At 33.2% G+C, this 14,656-nt stretch carries 11 protein-coding genes; 5 read left to right on the top strand and 6 right to left on the bottom strand.

Features of this window, described 5'->3' with window-relative positions; all coding sequences use genetic code 11:
- Positions 1 to 133: 133 nt before the first annotated feature.
- Positions 134 to 1,510, bottom strand: coding sequence for a DUF5667 domain-containing protein (locus J5Y03_RS07430; protein WP_209404158.1), 1,377 nt, complete (start codon positions 1,508 to 1,510; stop codon positions 134 to 136).
- Positions 1,511 to 2,052: 542 nt separating this feature from the next.
- Here J5Y03_RS07430 and J5Y03_RS07425 point away from each other — a divergent pair.
- The gene (locus J5Y03_RS07425; RefSeq protein WP_209404156.1) at positions 2,053 to 2,508 is read left to right on the top strand and encodes a GNAT family N-acetyltransferase; all 456 of its coding nucleotides are present in this window, start codon (positions 2,053 to 2,055) and stop codon (positions 2,506 to 2,508) included.
- A gap of 41 nt (positions 2,509 to 2,549) precedes the next feature.
- On the opposite strand, the gene argS is transcribed toward J5Y03_RS07425, so the two are convergent.
- Together argS and J5Y03_RS07415 are read right to left on the bottom strand one after the other, a co-directional pair.
- On the bottom strand, positions 2,550 to 4,220 hold the full coding sequence (gene argS, locus J5Y03_RS07420; RefSeq protein WP_209404154.1) for an arginine--tRNA ligase: 1,671 nt from the start codon (positions 4,218 to 4,220) through the stop codon (positions 2,550 to 2,552).
- The gene (locus tag J5Y03_RS07415) at positions 4,217 to 4,654 is read right to left on the bottom strand and encodes a DUF1934 domain-containing protein (RefSeq protein WP_209404152.1); all 438 of its coding nucleotides are present in this window, start codon (positions 4,652 to 4,654) and stop codon (positions 4,217 to 4,219) included. The genes argS and J5Y03_RS07415 overlap by 4 nt, the downstream gene beginning before the upstream one ends.
- A 245-nt stretch (positions 4,655 to 4,899) precedes the next feature.
- On the opposite strand from J5Y03_RS07415, the gene J5Y03_RS07410 reads away from it, so the two are divergent.
- The 3 genes from J5Y03_RS07410 (at position 4,900) to J5Y03_RS07400 (ending at position 8,941) form a co-directional block, all read left to right on the top strand.
- Positions 4,900 to 5,850, top strand: coding sequence for a glycosyltransferase family 2 protein (locus J5Y03_RS07410; protein ID WP_209404150.1), 951 nt, complete (start codon positions 4,900 to 4,902; stop codon positions 5,848 to 5,850).
- The gene (locus J5Y03_RS07405; protein ID WP_209404148.1) at positions 5,847 to 6,218 is read left to right on the top strand and encodes a GtrA family protein; all 372 of its coding nucleotides are present in this window, start codon (positions 5,847 to 5,849) and stop codon (positions 6,216 to 6,218) included. Before J5Y03_RS07410 ends, J5Y03_RS07405 begins: the two co-directional genes overlap by 4 nt.
- A 134-nt stretch (positions 6,219 to 6,352) precedes the next feature.
- Positions 6,353 to 8,941: a YfhO family protein gene (locus tag J5Y03_RS07400; RefSeq protein ID WP_209404146.1), complete on the top strand. Its 2,589-nt coding sequence runs from the start codon at positions 6,353 to 6,355 to the stop codon at positions 8,939 to 8,941.
- A 93-nt stretch (positions 8,942 to 9,034) separates the two neighbouring features.
- Here the strand turns inward: J5Y03_RS07400 and J5Y03_RS07395 are convergent, their stop codons facing one another.
- The 3 genes from J5Y03_RS07395 to speE all read right to left on the bottom strand — a co-directional run bounded on the left by J5Y03_RS07395 (position 9,035) and on the right by speE (position 12,094).
- Positions 9,035 to 10,015: a quinone oxidoreductase family protein gene (locus tag J5Y03_RS07395; protein ID WP_209404144.1), complete on the bottom strand. Its 981-nt coding sequence runs from the start codon at positions 10,013 to 10,015 to the stop codon at positions 9,035 to 9,037.
- Positions 10,016 to 10,381: 366 nt separating this feature from the next.
- On the bottom strand, positions 10,382 to 11,254 hold the full coding sequence (speB, locus tag J5Y03_RS07390) for an agmatinase (protein WP_209404142.1): 873 nt from the start codon (positions 11,252 to 11,254) through the stop codon (positions 10,382 to 10,384).
- 12 nt (positions 11,255 to 11,266) lie between these two features.
- On the bottom strand, positions 11,267 to 12,094 hold the full coding sequence (gene speE / locus J5Y03_RS07385; RefSeq protein WP_209404520.1) for a spermidine synthase: 828 nt from the start codon (positions 12,092 to 12,094) through the stop codon (positions 11,267 to 11,269).
- Between the two features lie 396 nt (positions 12,095 to 12,490).
- Between speE and J5Y03_RS07380 the strand changes: the two genes are divergently transcribed.
- A complete protein-coding gene (locus J5Y03_RS07380) occupies positions 12,491 to 14,491 on the top strand; it encodes a transglycosylase domain-containing protein (RefSeq protein WP_209404140.1) in 2,001 nt (666 codons plus the stop codon).
- Positions 14,492 to 14,656 lie beyond the last annotated feature (165 nt).

The raw sequence follows: 14,656 nt of genomic DNA, 5'->3' as shown, positions 1-14,656 counted from the left end.
ATCACCAACAACAGTTCATTGCCTATGATTGAGAAACCTTCTTCTAGAACAGCTCTTTTCAATTACTCATTTATCGTACTATTTCATTATACTTGAATAGATAGGAAGAATTTTATAGAAAAATTATCCAATTTTACTCGTTATCATTTTCACCTTGATCATCTTCATGTTTGTTTTTGTGTTTACCTTGACCATCTTCTTTGTGTCCATGGTGGTTTTCATTTTCACCTTGATCCCCATTTCCTTTATGGTCATTGTGCTCTTTTTCTTTATGATCTTTTTCATGTTCTGGTTTATCAAAATTTTGTTTATCTTGATGCTCTCTTTTTTCTTTTTCTTCTTTATGTTTTTCTTTTTCAACATGTTTCACAACATTAGGCTTTACTTTTTGCTCTTGGCCATCTGCCTCGTTTTCTTTCTCTTGATCATCTTTAGGCTCTTCAGTTGATACTTTAGATTTTGTTGAATCATTTGTACTGTCATTTGTAGCTCCATTTCCCGTTGTATTAGTTGTTGTATTATTTTGACCAGTATCTACCGGTTGGTCTACCGTTGTATTTTGGCTAGGGTATTGAACAATTACGATCGGTTGAGTTACCACTGGCTTATTTTCTTTATTTGCTTGTAATTTTTCAAGATGATTTAATTGATCTATCAGTTTACCAAAGCTCTTTTCAATATTTCTAACAATTGCTGCTTTTGCTTTTGGGTTTTTAATTTTATCCAACACATTTGATAAAGCTAAAAGATTGTTGCTGATATGTAATTGAATTTTCTCGATTTCTTTATCTTCTTTTGATTTATGGTTTTTATGTTGGTGGTCTTGCTCTTCTGAGTTTTCTTCTTTTTTAGAGTCATCATCTTTAGTAGTAGTTTCAGTTGTAGTCTGACTAGTACTGTTATTAGTTGTGTCTGATGGTGTTGTAGTTGTTGACTGATTAGTATTGTTTACACCTGTTGCTGTTGCTGTTGATGTTGTACCATCTACTGGTTGTCCATCATTTGTAGCAACCGTTCCTTGTGTTGTTGATGTATTTGTTGTTTGGTTATTTGTTTGTGTTGATGTATTTGTTTCTTGGTTATTTGTTTGTGTTGTTGTATTTGTTTGTGTTGTTGTATTTGTTTGTGTTGTTGTATTTTCTTGTGTTCCCGTACCAACTTTATCTTGAGCATCTTTCATTTGCTCTATCGCTTGTTGTAACGTTTGCTTTGCAAGATCTTCTTTACCTTCCTTCATTAATTCATTTGCTTCAGCAATACGTTCCTGTGCAAATTCAGCTAGTAATTTCGCCTCTTTTACTTTATCTGTTGTTACTAGTAATTGAATGTTTTCAATTGTCGTTTTTACAAAATAAAAGAAATCTCCTTTAACTAATGAAGGTGCTTCTGTACTATTCGTTGAACCTGTAGGTTGTGTTGTATCATTCTCTGCTGCGAATACAGAAGTTCCTATTCCTGCCTGTGATAATAACAATGCTGCTATCGTACTTTTTGCTAAAAGTTTTTTCATTTTCAAATCCCCCTGGTTAATTATTCTCACTATACTATTCGAAGGTGCTTATCATTTTTAGGGGGTCGTTTTAAAAATTTTTTAGTTTTTTTCCATTTTTTTATTAAAGGCTGTTTTCGAATACATTGTTGCTATTTTAGAATGTGTTAGTTGATTACAACTCCAGGATGCTCCCTTTCCGTGGGGCGTGAGCTGAGCCTCCTCGGCAAGCCTGCGGGGTCTCACCCTTCCCGCTATTCCCACAGGAGTCTCGCACCTTCCGTAGTAATCAACTCTGTCTTTACAATTAAAAATCTCAAAAGCAACAATCTTTTAGAAAAGAGACACCCATGCTAATAAAATTTGCAACTTGGCACATGAAAATAAGGAATTCATTCTATAATGAATGTCTTTTAGATGTTATTTTCAGGGTAGCCAAAACCAATTGAAAAGGGTTAAAAACTTCTTTCTGAACAAGAGGACAAATTGTTATTTCATGAAATTTAGAGGAGATGATGAATTTGAAGAGAAATTAAGACTAAATAACAATTATGAGGTGTGGTATGGAGATTACCTTTAGAAAAGCATCAGCAAATGATAGTTTAGTAATTGCACAACTTTCAAGTCAATTAGGATATCCCGCTAAAGAAAATCAAATTATTGAAAGATTAATTAAAATTCTAGCTCAGGAAGATCATATTGTTTATGTAGCAGAATATACAGGAAAAGTTATAGGATGGGTTCATGCCCATGCACGTTATTTAATTGAATCACATCCGTACATAGAAATTGGTGGATTAATTGTTGATAGTCATTTTAGGGGCCAAAGTATCGGTAAAAAGCTAGTGAACTATTGTGAAGATTGGGCAATATCATTAGGATTTGAAGAAATACGAGTTCGAACCAATGAAAAAAGGTTAGAAACACTAAAATTTTATGACAATATAGGGTTTGAACACACTAAGTCACAACATGTATTTAAGAAGGTTTTGAGCTCAAAAACATTAGCGTGCAAATAAAAAACCTCTTGCCCAGCAAGGCAAGAGGGTTGATTAATCTATTACATTTTTTCAGGAGCTGATACACCAACTAATGCTAATGCACTTTGAAGAGTGATTTGAACAGCTCTCATTAAGCCTAAACGTGCTTTTGATTTTTCTACATTTTCCGGATCTAGTACTTTTTCTGCGTTGTAGAAGCTGTGGAAAGTACCAGCTAAATCGAATACGTAATTTGTGATGTGGTGAGGCGTACGTTTTTGAGCAGCAAGTGATACAGCCGCTGGGAACTCACCTAATTTTTTCAGTAATTCAAATTCTTTTTCTGAAGAAACATTTGTGAAATCAGCATTTCCATCAAATACGATACCCATTTCTTCACCTTGACGTAAAATACTACATACACGAGCATGAGCATATTGAGAATAGTACACTGGGTTTTCATTTGATTTTGAAACAGCTAAGTCCATATCAAAATCTAAGTGAGAGTCACATCCACGCATTGCAAAGAAGTAACGAGTTGCATCAATACCTACTTCTTCCATTAAATCACGTAAAGTTACTGCTTTACCTGTACGCTTACTCATTTTTACTTTTTCACCATCTTGGTACAATTGAACCATTTGAATGATTTCAACTTCAAGTGTATCAGCATTGTAACCAAGAGCTTGAATTGCAGCCTTCATACGTGGAATGTAACCATGATGGTCAGCACCAAGAATATCAATTAATTTATCCGCTCCACGATTTAATTTATCACGGTGATAGGCAATATCAGGTGTTAAGTAAGTGTAAGATCCATCACTTTTAATTAACACGCGGTCTTTATCATCACCATATGTTGTTGAACGGAACCATGTAGCTCCTTCTTCTTCATATGTTTCTCCACGCTTATTTAAATCTTCTAATGCTTCAACAACTTTTCCGTTCTCATATAAAGATGTTTCTGAATACCAAACATCAAAATCAACACGGAAGTTTTTCAAATCACGTTGTAATTTTTCCATTTCTAATTTTAATCCATATTCACGGAAAAATTTATAACGAACTTCTTCTGCTTCGTTTACGAATTTATCGCCAAATTCTTTTGCTAATGTTTTTCCAATTTCAATAATATCTGCACCATGATATCCATCTGCTGGCATTTCTTTTTCCATACCTAAAGCTTGCATATAACGTGCTTCCACAGAAAGTGCTAAATTGTTAATTTGATTTCCAGCATCATTAATGTAATATTCACGAGTTACTTCATAACCACCTTTTGCAAGAATGTTACATAATGAATCACCAAATGCAGCACCACGTGCGTGACCTAAATGTAAGTCCCCTGTAGGATTAGCTGAAACGAACTCAACTAATATTTTTTCACCTTGTCCAACATTTGTTTGGCCGTAGTCAGCACCTGCATTAATAATGGCAGGAATTAAATCTGTTAAATAGCTGTTATCCATGTAAAAATTGATAAAACCTGGTCCAGCAATCTCAACTTTTTGAATACTTGCTTTTGATTGATCAAAAGCAGCAATTAATTCTTCTGCAACCATTCTTGGCGCTTTTTTTGCAACACGCGCTAATTGCATCGCCATATTTGTAGAAAAATCACCATGTGTTTTATCTTTTGGAGTTTCTAATACAACTTGTGGTAATTCTTCTTTTGTTGCTAAACTAGCTTTTAATACTGCTGCTTCTATTTCTTCTTTTAATCGATTTTTCACTTGCTCTAATGTATTCATTTAAGCTCCTCCTTTATATTTACAGTGATCGTATAGCTTCCAGCACTTTCGTCACCAACATACAGTTTATAACCTAATTGTAGAATTCCCTTTAATGGCCCCTCAGTTATCAGAAATTGAATCTTTTTTGTATGAGCCTTTGTTACCCATACTCCTAATTCATTTCCATAGCTACCTTCTGTTGTTTCATTTATTCGATAAACATGACGCATGGTTACTCCACCATTTCGAATAATCGTAACCTCACCTTGTCCTATTTTCATTGTAGCCTTCACTTTACGGTCTTCATGCTTCTCTTCAAATAATAAATATGTAAACTCGTCTTTTTTATAACAAAGACCGTTTGTATCAAATTTGACTGTTTCTCTACCGCGATTATCTTTGATAACCGTTTGAAACTCGATACTGACTGGTATACCGGATTTTTCTTTCATATTCCTCAACGTCCTTTTTTTCGTGGCAACCAACCACTAATCCCATAAAAATAGTCTTTTCCCATTTTACCATACAATCAACAAAAGATGAAAAAGTAGAAAATGTTTTTAAATGAATTATTTCTTGTTTGAGTATACTAATGTTAGTATGTTTATATAGTATTTTCGAAAGTTTTTTTGTATAATCTAATTTTGTATGCGCCTTTAGAATGAACAACAAAATCAGAAAGAAGGTTTAGAATAAAGTGAAAATTTCGTTGGTTGTACCTTGTTACAACGAAGAAAAAAATATACAAGAATTTTATGATGAAGTAACGAATCTACTTTCAACAATTGATTGTACATATGAAATTGTTTTGGTAAATGACGGTAGTAAAGATAATACTTTAGTTAAGCTACAAACAATATCATTACGAGATGAACGAGTTAAATATATTTCATTCAGTCGAAATTTCGGTAAAGAAGCTGGAATGCTTGCTGGCTTAACCTATGCTAGTGGTGATGCAGTGATTATTTTAGATGCAGACCTTCAACATCCTCCTTCACTTATCCCTCAATTACTAGAAGGTTATAACGAAGGTTTTGATCAGGTTATTGCAAAAAGAAATCGTACTGGAGACAAAGTCGTTCGTACTGCATTTTCTAAATTATATTATAAAATAATGAATAAATTTGTAGATATTGAATTAACGGATGGAGTTGGCGATTTTCGGTTATTAAGCAGAAAAGCTGTCAATTCACTTCTTAGTCTTCAAGAATATAACCGTTTTTCAAAAGGATTATTTTCTTGGATTGGTTATAAAACAAAAGTAATTGAGTATGAAAATGTTTTACGTAATGAAGGGGAAAGTAGCTGGTCATTTTCAAGTCTTCTCAATTATGGAATTGATGGAGTAATTTCCTTTAATAACAGACCTCTCAGAATGTTAATCTACTTGGGTCTTTTTGTTATGATTGCAGGACTTGTGTATATATTATGTACCTTCTTCCAAATTACTTTTAGCCACAAGTCTACACCTGGTTACTTTACAACCATCTCAGCAATTTTACTTTTAGGTGGTATTCAATTAATATCACTTGGAGTCATTGGTGAATATATTGGAAGAATTTATTACGAAACAAAAAGAAGACCTCAATTTATTATTGATGAAACAAATGTTGAAATCCCTATGTTAGAGCAGGTAGCTAAAAAATGATAAAAGAATTTGTTCGATTTGTGGTTGTTGGGTGTATAAACACAGGTACGTATTACCTTTTGTATTTATTATTTAACAGTTTAATTGGATGGAATTACCTTCCTTCTCATGTGACGGCATTTATTCTGAGCATGATTGGATCTTTTTATTTAAATTCTTATTTTACATATAAAACGAAACCAACACTTAAAAAGTTCATTCAATTTCCATTGACATATGTCGTGAATATTACAGTGTCTACTTTATTTTTGTACATTTTTGTTCATTTCTTCCATTTGAGTGAACTAATTTCTCCAATTATTTCTGTTTTCTTTACAATACCATTTACCTTTATTCTTTCAGGTAAAATATTAAAAAGTGAATCATAAAAGGTAGTATGAATTTCTACCTTTTAGACCATTACTTTAACATTAACCTCTATACATAATAAAATTTACTCCAGGTTACTATTTTATTTAGATCAACTAGTACTATACAAATTTAATGAGGTGTGTACGAGTCAATGACCTTAATTAAAAATACCATTAGTTTACTAATAACGTTTCTATTACCTATTTGTTCATTTTTAATAGTAGCCTTTCTCATTGGTATTTTTCCATTTGGAGATAAAACTTTATTAATTTCTGATTTAAAAAATCAATACACCGATTTTTTTTACTATTTCTACCATGCTGCAAAAGGTTCAGCAAGTCTTCAATTTAGTTGGCTTGCAGGGCTTGGTATGAACTTTTTTGGTATTTATGGCTATTATTTAGGAAGTATTTTTACCCCTCTAATTTTATTCTTTTCAAAGAACCATTTAATTACTGGTATTTCCATTTTAATTATGATTAAAATCGGTTTAGCTAGTTGTACTATCTTCTTATACTTATCTTATTTTCAATACGCACCTCGAATTAGCAAAGTTATTTTTTCCATTTGTTATGGATTAATGTCCTATCTTGCAACTTATTTTTTTAATATTATGTGGCTAGATGGCGTACTGTTTTTACCGCTCGTCTTAATAGGAGTTGAATATATTCTCAACGGGAAAACGATTGCTCTTTTTGTCATTTCGTTAACTCTTGTCTTAATTTCAAACTTTTATATCGCTTATATGGTTGGAGTATTTACTTTCCTTTACTTCGTATACAAACTAGTTTTGAATAAAAACCATCTAAATCATTTAATTGGGTATCTAACTAAATTTATATTAGGTACATTATTTAGTTTGGGATTAGCATCTTTTATGTTACTTCCTACGTTAACTGCACTTCATCATACCGTAAATAAACCAATACCATTTAAAGAAGCCTTTCAATTTAATTTGGAAGGACTACTTAACAACTGTCAGATATTTGGAAAATTCTTTATTGGTACATATGATAAGGTAAATCAACAAGGTACTGCCAATTTATATGTAAGTATTTTTATTCTTTTTTTAGTTGTCTTGTATTTTTCCAACAAACTAATTTGTCTACGAGAAAAAATAATCACTATATTACTTGTTGGTTTTCTACTTTTTTCAGTTATCTTTCCACCATTAGACTTACTTTGGCATGGTCTAGATCTACCTAACTGGTTTCCAACTAGGTATTCATTTGTCATTTCTTTTACATTTATTATGTTGGCAATTAGAACCTTTTCTCTGATCGATGGACTATCGATAAGAAGCATACTTTTGTCTTACCTATTTTTAATGGCTTCTTGCTTTATCTTATTAACTAAAGTTCTACACTTGTACAATAAGAGCTTTATGCTGTTAATTAATTCCAGTCTATTAACGATCTACGCATTGCTATTTATTTTACTTATTAAATTTAAGAGACTTCATTATTTAATTCACATTGTCCTATTATTTACGGTATTTTTTGAGCTTACTGCTAATACATACTCTATTTTTCATCGTCTAGATCATCAAATTGGATTTAAGGATAATGTTTATGTTCAATCCTATACAGATGTAGCTAACTCACTTCAGAAACATGAAAAGGATAATATAGAGCCTTTTGATCGAACAGTTGTTACACCTATTTTTTCATATAATGACCCATTTAAATTGAACACACCTGGCATAAACCATTTCAGTTCGTTGATGAATCAAGATCTAGTACAAATGATGAACCATTTTGGCTATTCTACCTATTTAGACAAGTGGTCTATTTATAGCGGGGGGACTATTTTCAGTGATGCGTTATTTAGAATCAAATACATCTATTCTACCGGACATTTCAATCATTACGGATTTGTAAAAGAACAAACTTTTGGAAATTACAATTTGTATGAAAATAAAAAAATTTTCCCAATTGGATTTATGAGTCTTCATACAGTAACTGATGCTTACAAAGGGGAAAATCCTTTTCATTTTATGAACAGAGTAATCCAAACCATTTCCCCTAAATTTAAAAATGATCAATTTGTAAAACTACCATATACAATCATTACAAGGAAAAATGTAGTTATTTCAAAGAATCATTCAAAGTTAGTAATAGAAAAAAAACGAGCAAATAAACCTGCTTCTGTCACTTTTTTAATTAGTCCAATAAAACGTAATTCATCGCTATATGTTTATACGCGTAATAAAGCGTTTTTCTATACAAAATTATTTAAAAATAATCGGTATGTAGCAGATTTCCCATCTGTTTATGTTAATAACGTATTACCTTTAGGGACAAGTCAAAAGTCTTCTTTAACAGTATCAATAAGGCTGCAAAAACCAAAAGCCGTTCTTGATAACTTATTATTTTATCAAATGAGCAATCAAAAATTGGATAATATCGTTACTACAGTACAACGAAATCCTTTTGTGCTTGATACGTTTCACGAGACTTATTTAAAGGGCCATATTACTGTTACGAAACCAGGTACTTTAGTTCTGTTAGTTCCTTACGACAAAGGTTGGTCAGCAGTTGTGAATGGACATTCTAAACAGATTAAACAAGTTTATACCGGACTATCAGGAATTGAACTACAGAAAGGAAGGAATATGGTCGAATTACAGTATTCAAGTCCAAAACTAAAATTAGGAATTTATATCTCAGTGATCAGTTTACTACTTTTTATCTTTTATCTATTTTTTCAATCTAAGGGTAAAGGTGTAAAAACAAGCTAGACGAATTTAATAGAGAATAATAATGCCCCAAAATTGTTAGAAACAACTAACGATTTTGGGGCATTTTAATAACTTTTGTCTGTACTTACCAGCCTATTCTTTTACATCTAGCAAAACTTTTCCAGTGCTTAATCTATTTTCAACTAATTCATGTGCTTTTGATGCTTCTGATAAAGGAAAATGATGTCCAATTTTTATTTTTAAACTACCGTCAGCTAAGTATCGAAACACATGCTTTGCAGTTTCCTTCAAAAGTTCAGGACGCTGTTTTCTAGTAGTCCCTAAGCTAAATCCTAACACCGACTTACAACTTGAATGGAAATCAGTTGTTTTAAATCTTCCTATCGCGCCACTTGAATTACCAAAATGAACTAAACGACCATATGAAGCTAGACATTCTAAACTCCTTTCTGAAACCCATCCTGAAATTGAATCTAAAATGATATTTGCACCTTTTCCATCAGTCAGTTCATTTACTTTATCTGAAAAATCCTCACTCTCGTAACAAATAACATGGTCTGCACCAGCATCTAAAGCAAAATTAACCTTATTCTTACTTCCTACAGTACCGATTACTTTATCCGCTCCTAAAATTTTCGCTAATTGAATAGCAGTAGTTCCCACTCCCCCTGCCGCTGAATGAATAAGAACTGTTTCACCTCGTTCTATCCTTGCTACATCTGCAAGTAGTTTATACGACAGAAACGAAACAACCGGGCTAGCCGCTGCTAAATCAAAATCTAAGTGATCTGGTATCACAAATGTTAAATTCTCGTCAGCAACAATATATTTGGCGTATGAACCTTTAGAAGGGAAAGCAATCACTCTCTGTCCCACTTTTAAGTGCCTGACTTCTGAACCTATTTCTTCAATGACACCTGCAGCATCAATTCCAGGAATAAACGGGAAATTACCATTACCTTTTTTTCCGTATCGTGACTTAATGTCTGCAAAATTAACACTCGTTTTTTCTACTCGAATTAATACCTGTTTAGAAGTTAATTTAGGTAGATCAACATCAATATATTTCATCACTTCAGGTTTTCCAAACTCGGTTATAACAACTGCTTTCATATTAGTCACTCCTCAGCCCATATTTATCTATTTCACTGATAAGTATTCGACAGAAATTGAAAATATCTTTCCCTTTATTTCCATAAAACAAAGGCAGTTTTCGTAAACTTTGTTGCTATTAAAGAAGGTGTTAGTTGATTTCCGCTCCAGGATACTCGCTTTCCTTGGGGCGGGCGGTGAGCCTCCTCGTCGCTATCACTCCTGCGGGGTCTCACCTGTCCCGCTGCTCCCACAGGAGTCTCGCACCTTCCTCTCCAATCAACTTCTTAATCAACGTTATATTTAAACAACAAACTATTAAAAAAGAACCAACACAAAAAAGGTTGATTTATATGTGCCAAAACACATACAAATCAACCTTTTTAATTATTTTACCCAGCCAAGTAAAATTTCACGAATAAATTTACTTGCTGCAACTTGAGTTTGTTCTGAGTGATCATAAGCAGGTGCAACCTCTACTAAATCTGCACCAACTACGTTAATATCACTGTTTGCAATCGCTAAAATGCTATCAATTAATTCTTTTGAAGTGATTCCACCAGCTTCTAAAGTACCTGTACCGGGTGCATGAGCAGGGTCTAACACATCAATATCAATTGTTACATAAACTGGACGGCCAGCTAAAGAAGGTAACTCTTTCTTTAATGGCTCAAGAACTTCAAATTTATGTAAGTGCATTCCTACTTCTTTAGCCCACTCAAACTCTTCCTTCATACCAGAACGAATACCAAATGAGTAAACATTTTCTGGTCCAATTAAATTACAAACTTTTTTAATTGGTGTTGAATGAGAAAGTGGTTCTCCTTCATACGAATCACGTAAGTCTGTATGAGCATCGAAGTGAATAATCGCTAAATCTGGATATTTTTTATACATTGCTTTCATTACTGGCCAAGATACTAAATGTTCTCCACCAAGTCCTAGAGGGAATTTCCCTTTTTCTAGTAATCCATCAATGTATTCCTCGATCATATCTATGCTACGCTGTGCATTTCCAAATGGTAATGGAATATCACCGGCATCGAAGTATTTTACTTCATCAAGCTCTTTATCTTGATATGGGCTGTATTCTTCTAATCCAATAGATACTTCACGAATACGTCCAGGACCAAAACGAGAGCCAGGACGGAAACTTACTGTCCAATCCATTGGCATTCCGTAAATAACTGCTTTACTTTCTTCAAAGTTTGGATGACTTTTAATAAATACATTTCCTGAGTAAGTTTCATCAAAACGCATTTTTGCCACCCCTTACTTCGTTAAGTCAGCTACAAATTTAGGAAGAACAAATGCTGCTTTGTGTAGCTCTTTAGTGTAGTATTTTGTTTCAATATCAAAGAAACGATCTTCACTTACTTCAAGTGGATCATGCTTTTTCGAACCAATTGTGAATGTCCACATTCCACTTGGATAAGTAGGGATGTTTGCAATATATAAACGTGTGATTGGGAAAATTTCTTTTACATCACGTTGTACTTGAGTAATTAATTCTGGTGTAAACCATGGGTTATCTGTTTGTGCAACAAAGATACCATCTTCTTTTAATGCTTTAGAAATACCTGCATAGAAGCCTTTTGTAAATAAGTTAACAGCAGGTCCAACTGGTTCAGTTGAATCTACCATAATTACATCATAGATATTTTCACTTTGTGCGATGTGCATAAAGCCATCATCTACTTTTACTTCTACTCGTGGATCTTCTAATTTACCTGCAATTTCAGGTAAGTATTTCTTAGAGTATTCAATTACTTTTCCATCGATTTCAACAAGAGTTGCCTTTTTTACGCTTGGGTGTTTTAAAACTTCACGAATTACACCGCCATCGCCACCACCAACAACTAAAACATTTTCAGGGTTAGGATGAGTAAATAAAGGTACGTGTGCTACCATTTCATGATAAACAAACTCGTCTTTTTGAGTTGTCATAACCATGCCATCTAAAATAAGCATATTGCCAAACTCTTCTGTCTCTACCATGTCAAGCTTCTGAAACTCAGTTTGCTCTGTATGTAAAGTTTGTTTAATTTTTGCTGTAATTCCAAAGTTTTTTGTTTGTTTTTCAGTAAACCATAATTCCATGTTATGCATCTACCTTTCTCATTTGAATTATTGTAAAACACTTCCAATGACCGTTATAAATTCATTGAGTGCTTTTAGTATCCCCACTCTTCCTTTTTCCGATCAGATTTGTGCTAATATGACATAACAAAAAATAGCCATACAGAAAAAGTATAGAGTAATTCTTTTTAAATGCAAGTTTTTTTTATGTCTAGTTACGTGAACTAGCTCCTCGGCCATTTCACAATAACCAAGTGAAGTGAAAACCACACTTCCCATGGTTATTGCTCCAATGTCTGTCGGAGCTGAGCAAGTTCACTACACTTTTCGATTTTGTCGAGATTTCTCTAGATAATAATTGTTTAATAAAGAAATAAATCTACCATACTAGTAAAAACTAGTGAACGGGGGAGTAATATGGAGAGAGTATTGTTGTCTAATCATTGGAAAAAAGTTAGATTAACTTCTATTGGCATAGGACTTCTGTTATTTTTATTTACTACTACTATTTGTTCACTCTTTCTTATTGCTAGTTATCTTCCTAAACCTTCATTATTTATGGAAACAAATTCTACTTATTACGATCGAAATGGGCGTTTTCTTGATACTACAAAGATTGGCCAAAATCGTAAAATTGTTTCGTTACGGGATTTACCTCCATATGCCATTAATATCATTTTACTATCTGAAGATCGAAATTTTTATAAACATCATGGATTCGATTTTAAGAGAATAGGAGCAGCACTTTGGACAGATTTTTCTCATCTAAAATTACAACAGGGTGCAAGTACAATTACACAACAACTTGCCAAAAATCTCTATTTATCACCCGAAAAAACGTGGAAACGAAAGATTACTGAAGCTTTTTTAACAATGCGCCTTGAACAACACTATTCAAAAAATACTTTACTTTCAGCCTACCTCAATACAATCTATTTCGGGCATGGAGTTTACGGAATTGATGCTGCTTCACAATTCTATTTTAATAAACGTGCGAATCAATTAACACTTGGAGAAACATCGTTTATTTTATCTATTCCAGCCAACCCAAGTTTATATGATCCATATCAGTCTTTTAAACTTGTTAAAAAGAGACAAGAACAATTGCTAGCTTCACTTGTTAAATATCATGTCATCTCTTCCCAACAGGCTAGCCAAGCTAGTTTTAAAAAAATCATTCTTAAGCAAAATAATAATCAAAAATTAAATTTTGCTTCCTATTTTTTGCAAGAAGCTAATAAAGAGGCTAGTCAACGATTCACTCCAAGTTGGCGCGTAAAAGGGATTTCATTGTATACAACAATTGACACCAACATCCAAAATATTGTCGAGAAAACAGTTAAGAGTGAACTAGCTCCATATCCTAGTTTACAATCAGGTGTAATTGTTATGGATAGTAAAACCGGAGAGATTGTAGGGATGGCGGGCAATCGAACAGAGGGAGGGTCTTATTTTAATTACGCAACCGATGCAAAAAGACAGCCTGGTAGTGCCATAAAACCCTTCTTGTATTACGCAGCATTAGAAAATGGCTATACTCCTTCAACTCGCTTAAAAAGCGAACCAACTACTTTCTACTTTCAGGATGGGTCTAGTTATCACCCTAAAAACAATGGAAATAATTATGCGAACGCTCAAATCACTATGGCTCAAGCAATTGCAGTATCTGATAACATTTATGCAGTAAAAACACAGCAAGCCATTGGAGCAAAAGCTTTTACGAATGCATTAAAAACATTTCAACTCCCATTCCCTAATAAAATAGTGCCGTCACTAGCTCTTGGTACGAATTCTGTTAACCTAATAGAGTTAACACGTGCCTATGCAATGATTGCAAATGGTGGGAAATCAGTTAATATCCAGTATATAAAGCGAGCTGTACAAAACAATGGCTCATTACTATCTGATACGAAAATTAATAATAAACAAGTTCTATCTAAAGAAAACGTGATGATCTTAAAAGAGCTATTGCACGGCATGTTTAATCCGGCATTTTCTCAATATACTTCTGTAACAGGAACATCTATTATCCCATTATTAACGAAAACGTATTATGGGAAGTCAGGCACCACAAATACGGATAGTTGGATGATTGGTTTTCATTCTAAAATTGTTGTTGGTGTCTGGGTAGGAAATGAGCATAATAAACAATTAACTACTTCTGAACAAAAAATTGCAAAACAAATTTGGGCTAAAACCATTCAACAAATTGAAGATTCTAGCGACCTTACTGCTAAATCAGAGAATGTAGAAAAAATTGCAATTGATGTCAAAACAGGTTTACTTTTTCAAAAAGGATGCAGTGAAAAAGTTTATTTATATTTCCGAAAAGGAACTGCTCCTTCGTCAGTATGTACGAAAAAATTAAAACTAGAAAAGCCAAAAAAAGCTTGGTATGAAGCTTATTTATTACACTAAAACAAAAGACCTCACCAAAAAGGTAAGGTCTTTTGTTTGTCCTAGTTTTAGCTTGTCCAAGCTATCTTTAGTTTACTGTATTTGGCGAAAAATGTAAAAAGATTCTTCGTAATTTTTCAAAAAAATTGTCAAATCAAATTAATAGCTGTCAAAAAAGGTTTTCCC

Source organism: Gottfriedia endophytica, from assembly GCF_017814275.1.
Taxonomy (GTDB): Bacteria; Bacillota; Bacilli; order Bacillales; family Bacillaceae_G; genus Gottfriedia; species Gottfriedia endophytica.
This window is presented reverse-complemented; position numbering and strand designations above follow the sequence as displayed.

Excerpts from the sequence above, each read along its gene's own strand:
- speB (WP_209404142.1), bottom strand. The coding sequence starts at position 11,254 with ATGCGTTTTGATGAAACTTACTCAGGAAATGTATTTATTAAAAGTCAT.
- speE (WP_209404520.1), bottom strand. The coding sequence starts at position 12,094 with ATGGAATTATGGTTTACTGAAAAACAAACAAAAAACTTTGGAATTACA.
- J5Y03_RS07395 (WP_209404144.1), bottom strand. The coding sequence starts at position 10,015 with ATGAAAGCAGTTGTTATAACCGAGTTTGGAAAACCTGAAGTGATGAAA.
- J5Y03_RS07425 (WP_209404156.1), top strand. The coding sequence starts at position 2,053 with ATGGAGATTACCTTTAGAAAAGCATCAGCAAATGATAGTTTAGTAATT.
- J5Y03_RS07400 (WP_209404146.1), top strand. The coding sequence starts at position 6,353 with ATGACCTTAATTAAAAATACCATTAGTTTACTAATAACGTTTCTATTA.
- argS (WP_209404154.1), bottom strand. The coding sequence starts at position 4,220 with ATGAATACATTAGAGCAAGTGAAAAATCGATTAAAAGAAGAAATAGAA.
- J5Y03_RS07415 (WP_209404152.1), bottom strand. The coding sequence starts at position 4,654 with ATGAAAGAAAAATCCGGTATACCAGTCAGTATCGAGTTTCAAACGGTT.
- J5Y03_RS07430 (WP_209404158.1), bottom strand. The coding sequence starts at position 1,510 with ATGAAAAAACTTTTAGCAAAAAGTACGATAGCAGCATTGTTATTATCA.
- J5Y03_RS07405 (WP_209404148.1), top strand. The coding sequence starts at position 5,847 with ATGATAAAAGAATTTGTTCGATTTGTGGTTGTTGGGTGTATAAACACA.
- J5Y03_RS07380 (WP_209404140.1), top strand. The coding sequence starts at position 12,491 with ATGGAGAGAGTATTGTTGTCTAATCATTGGAAAAAAGTTAGATTAACT.